At 70.6% G+C, this 4,556-nt stretch carries 6 protein-coding genes; 3 read left to right on the top strand and 3 right to left on the bottom strand.

What is annotated here, in order from left to right; all coding sequences use genetic code 11:
* Positions 1-588, bottom strand: a 588-nt coding sequence (locus GT030_RS02820) for a hypothetical protein (RefSeq protein ID WP_161199663.1), incomplete at its 3' end; no start/stop codon positions are given.
* Positions 589-738: 150 nt separating this feature from the next.
* Between GT030_RS02820 and GT030_RS02815 the strand changes: the two genes are divergently transcribed.
* The 3 genes from GT030_RS02815 (at position 739) to GT030_RS02805 (ending at position 3,127) form a co-directional block, all read left to right on the top strand.
* On the top strand, positions 739-1,530 hold the full coding sequence (locus GT030_RS02815; RefSeq protein ID WP_161199662.1) for an ABC transporter ATP-binding protein: 792 nt from the start codon (positions 739-741) through the stop codon (positions 1,528-1,530).
* Positions 1,531-1,603: 73 nt separating this feature from the next.
* Complete coding sequence (locus GT030_RS02810; RefSeq protein ID WP_161199661.1) at positions 1,604-2,035, top strand: NfeD family protein; 432 nt, start codon at positions 1,604-1,606, stop codon at positions 2,033-2,035.
* A 132-nt stretch (positions 2,036-2,167) separates the two neighbouring features.
* Positions 2,168-3,127, top strand: coding sequence for an SPFH domain-containing protein (locus GT030_RS02805; protein WP_161199660.1), 960 nt, complete (start codon positions 2,168-2,170; stop codon positions 3,125-3,127).
* A 70-nt stretch (positions 3,128-3,197) separates the two neighbouring features.
* Here GT030_RS02805 and GT030_RS02800 read toward each other — a convergent pair whose 3' ends face one another.
* Together GT030_RS02800 and GT030_RS02795 are read right to left on the bottom strand one after the other, a co-directional pair.
* Complete coding sequence (locus tag GT030_RS02800; RefSeq protein WP_161199659.1) at positions 3,198-3,707, bottom strand: HNH endonuclease; 510 nt, start codon at positions 3,705-3,707, stop codon at positions 3,198-3,200.
* 144 nt (positions 3,708-3,851) lie between these two features.
* On the bottom strand, positions 3,852-4,391 hold the full coding sequence (locus tag GT030_RS02795) for a YbhB/YbcL family Raf kinase inhibitor-like protein (protein ID WP_161199658.1): 540 nt from the start codon (positions 4,389-4,391) through the stop codon (positions 3,852-3,854).
* Positions 4,392-4,556: the final 165 nt, after the last annotated feature.

Below are 4,556 nucleotides of genomic sequence, written 5' to 3'. Positions count from 1 at the left end.
CCGCGGCGGATACCCCGGCGCCAGCACCTCCCCCTCCCGCTCGGCGCGCGCCCGGTACGCGTCGATCGCCGCCGCGGCCACCGGCCCCGACCCGGCCACGTCCAGCCTGGACAGCACCTCGGTGGCGTCCCGCAGCGCCTCCGCCAGCTCCCGCTCCGCCTCGCCGAGGGAAGGCACATCGGCCGGCGGCGCCTCCCGCACCGGGAGCACGTGCCACACCACCTCCACGTGCACATCGCCCGCCGGACCCGCCTCGGTGACCTCCGGCACCAGCCCGAAGGCGGCCCCCGTGCACACCACCGCCTCCCCGGCGGCCAGCGCGCGCGTGTTGAAGTCCGGCGGACCGCTCAGCCCCAGCGGATGCCCCGGCGCGGGCAGCGCCACCCGCAGCCCGGTCACCCCGAGCGCCCGCAGCCGGCCCAGCGCCAACGTGAGACCCACCACGCCGTTCTCACCCGGCAGCCCGGCCACCCGGTGCACCGCGTCGTCACCGACAGCGGCCAGTACGGCTTCATCCGGCGAGACAAGTCCGGCCAATAGGGCATTTCCCCAAGCGGCGAGGCGTCCTGAACGCGGTTCCGTGAGCATGCCCCCACCCTAAGGACCGGACCGATGGAATGGAGCGGGGCACTCGTGGCGTAGATTTCATATGGGCTGCGCCCATCGGCGCGGCGGACCGAGCCACAGGCGTACGCGACAGCCGAGACCGGCCACAACGCAAGGGGAGACAACGCGCTCATGAGCGATGTTCTGGAGCTTCAGGACGTATCCGTGGTCCGTGAGGGCCGGGCTCTGGTGGACCAGGTCTCCTGGTCGGTCAAGGAGGGCGAGCGCTGGGTCATCCTCGGCCCCAACGGCGCCGGCAAGACCACCCTCCTGAACGTCGCGTCCAGCTACCTCTTCCCCACCAAGGGCACCGCCACCATCCTCGGCGACACCCTCGGCAAGGTCGACGTCTTCGACCTGCGCCCCCGGATCGGCGTGGCCGGCATCGCCATGGCGGAGAAGCTCTCCAAGCGCCAGACCGTCCTCCAGACCGTCCTCACCGCCGCCTACGGCATGACCGCCGGCTGGCAGGAGGAGTACGAGGACGTCGACGAGCAGCGCGCCCGCGCCTTCCTCGACCGCCTCGGCATGAGCGACTTCCTCGACCGCCGCTTCGGCACCCTCTCCGAGGGCGAGCGCAAGCGCACCCTGATCGCCCGCGCCCTGATGACCGACCCCGAGCTGCTCCTCCTGGACGAGCCCGCCGCCGGTCTCGACCTCGGCGGCCGCGAGGACCTCGTCCGCCGCCTCGGCCGGCTCGCCCGCGACCCCATCGCGCCCTCCATGATCATGGTCACCCACCATGTCGAGGAGATCGCCCCCGGCTTCACCCACGTCCTCATGATCCGCCAGGGCAAGGTGCTCGCCGCCGGACCCATCGAGCTGGAACTGACCTCCCGCAACCTCTCCCACTGCTTCGGCCTCCCGCTCGTCGTCGAGCAGGCCGGCGAGCGCTGGACCGCGCGCGGTCTCCCGCTGGGCTGACCCGCCCCTTTCGGCCACCACCGGTCCGTCCGCACCCTGTCGGCGGCCCGGCCCCCGGACCTACCATGACCGGGTGAACGCCATAGACGCATGGGTGTGGTGGCTCGTCGTCGCCGTGGCCCTCGGAATCCCACTCGTCGTCACCGCCATGCCCGAGTTCGGCATGCTCGCGGTCGGAGCCGTGGTCGCCGCGGGCGCGGCCGGACTCGGCTTCGGCGTCGTCGTCCAGGTCCTCGCCTTCGTGATCGTCTCGGTCGCGCTCATCGCGGTGGTCCGCCCCATCGCGGCCCGCCACAGCAGCCGTCGCCCCCATCTGCCCACCGGCATCGACGCGTTGAAGGGCAGACAGGCCGTCGTCCTCGAACGGGTCGACGGCACCGGCGGACGCGTCAAGCTCGCCGGGGAGATCTGGTCGGCCCGCGCCCTCGACACCGCCCGCGCCTACGACGTCGGCCAGGAGGTGGACGTCGTCGACATCGACGGAGCCACCGCGCTCGTCATCTGACCTCGTACGACTCAACTGAACCGAACAGCACACGACTTGCCGGACGGTCTGTCAGACTCGACCGGCAAGATCCTTCACAGGCCACGGCATCCGCCGCGCGCACCGAAGCGGAGAGGGGATACGGGGAACACGATGGAACCGGTCATCATCGTCCTGGTCATTCTGGTGGTGTTGGTCTTCATCGCCCTGATCAAGACCATCCAGGTCATCCCACAGGCCAGCGCCGCCATCGTCGAGCGCTTCGGCCGCTACACGCGCACCCTGAACGCGGGCCTGAACATCGTCGTCCCGTTCATCGACACCATCCGCAACCGCATCGACCTGCGCGAACAGGTCGTACCCTTCCCGCCCCAGCCGGTGATCACCCAGGACAACCTGGTGGTCAACATCGACACGGTCATCTACTACCAGGTCACCGACGCCCGCGCCGCCACCTACGAGGTGGCCAGCTACATCCAGGCGATCGAGCAGCTCACCGTCACCACGCTGCGCAACATCATCGGCGGCATGGACCTGGAGCGGACCCTGACCTCCCGCGAGGAGATCAACGCGGCCCTGCGCGGCGTCCTCGACGAGGCCACCGGCAAGTGGGGCATCCGCGTCAACCGCGTCGAGCTCAAGGCCATCGAGCCCCCCACCTCCATCCAGGACTCGATGGAGAAGCAGATGCGCGCCGACCGCGACAAGCGCGCCGCCATCCTCACCGCCGAGGGCACCCGGCAGGCCGCCATCCTCACCGCCGAGGGTGAGAAGCAGTCCCAGATCCTGCGCGCCGAGGGCGAGGCCAAGGCCGCCGCACTCCGCGCCGAGGGCGAGGCCCAGGCCGTACGCACCGTCTTCGAGGCCATCCACGCGGGCGACCCGGACCAGAAGCTCCTCTCCTACCAGTACCTCCAGATGCTCCCGAAGATCGCCGAGGGCGACGCCAACAAGCTCTGGATCGTCCCCAGCGAGATCGGCGACGCCCTCAAGGGCCTCTCCGGAGCCATGGGCAACTTCGGCAACCTCGGCGGGGGCGGCGGCGCCGTACCCCAGCAGAACAAGGGCACGGGCACCGGCACCGACCGCCGCGAGCGGCCGACCATCGACTGAGCCCACCCCGTCACGACAAGGGGCCCGCTCTCCCCACGAGGGAAAGCGGGCCCCGCTGTCGTCCACCGGCCTACGCGGCCGCGGTCGGCGCCAGCCATTCCGGCAGCGCCGCGAAGTCGTCCGTACCCAGCGCCAGCAGCATCGCGTCCGCCGGAGTCGGCTCGAACGGCTGCCGCAGCAACGGCATCCCCGCCTGCTGCGGCGTCCGGTCCGCCTTGCGGTGATTGTCCTCCGCGCAGGACGCCACCGTGTTCAGCCAGGAGTCCGCACCCCCCTGCGCCCGCGGTATCACGTGGTCCACCGTGGTCGCCGCCCGCCCGCAGTACGCGCAGCGGTGCCGGTCCCGCACCAGCACACCCCGCCGCGACCATGGCGCTTGTCTTCGGAACGGCACCCTTACGTATCTGCACAGCCGGATCACCCTCGGCGCAGGCATGTCCACCGCCGTGCCGCGCATGCGCAGCCCGGTGTGCGCCTGCTCCACCACCGCCTTGTCCTGGAGCACCAGCACGACGGCGCGGTTCACCGTCACCGTCGACAACGGCTCGAAACTCGCGTTCAGGACCAACGTGCCACGCATCCCGCCCACCTCCCGTGCGCCTGTCCGCACGCCCGGCGGACCTGGATCAACTCTGGACGGACGCATCGAGATGGACAACGAAATAAAAAGCGCCCGCCCCTGATCAATTCCAAGACCAGGGGCGGGCAAACACCGAAGGGGCACTCAGCCCCGCGCGGGAATCTCGTACTCCCCGATGAGCTGGGCGCGAGCCAGTGCGTGGAAGCGCAGGTTGAAGCCCACGACCGCCGGAGTGGCGTCCGGGCCGACACTCAGCTTGTCCTCGTCCACCGCGTACACCGTGAACACGTAACGGTGCGGACCGTCGTCGGGCGGCGGGGCGGCGCCGACGAAGCCCGGCTCGCCGTAGTCGTTGCGCACCTGGACGGCGCCCTCGGGCAGCCCGGCGAAGTCGCCGCTGCCCGCACCCGCCGGCAGCTTCGTCACCGAGGCCGGGATGTCGAAGACCACCCAGTGCCAGAAGCCGCTGCCGGTCGGCGCGTCCGGGTCGAAGCAGGTCACGGCGAAGCTCTTCGTCTCCGCCGGGAAGCCGGACCAGCTCAGTTCCGGAGAGGTGTTCCCCTCCGACTGCACCTGGGCGTCCTTCAGCGTCGCGCCCTCGGTGATGTCCTCACTCGTCACCGTGAACGACGGCACGGGCGGATGGAAGTCATGGGGGAGCGGCCGCCGCTTGTGCTCGGTCACGTCGATACCTCCTGCTGATCGTTCCGTTCGTGACTTCCGAGCCTAGGGCCTTTCCTCCGGATCAGGCCGGCACGGGGTGACGGTGCCCTCTGGCCGACCTGAGCGGGGTCTGGTGCGTGCAACTGCAAGGCGGAGGAGGGCGTCGACGCGGAGCGTCGGCAACCG

The sequence above is a fragment of the Streptomyces sp. SID1328 genome (assembly GCF_009865595.1).
GTDB lineage: Bacteria > Actinomycetota > Actinomycetes > Streptomycetales > Streptomycetaceae > Streptomyces > Streptomyces griseoluteus.
The sequence above is the reverse complement of the archived record's forward strand: the minus strand, read 5'-3'. Positions and strand labels throughout refer to the sequence as shown.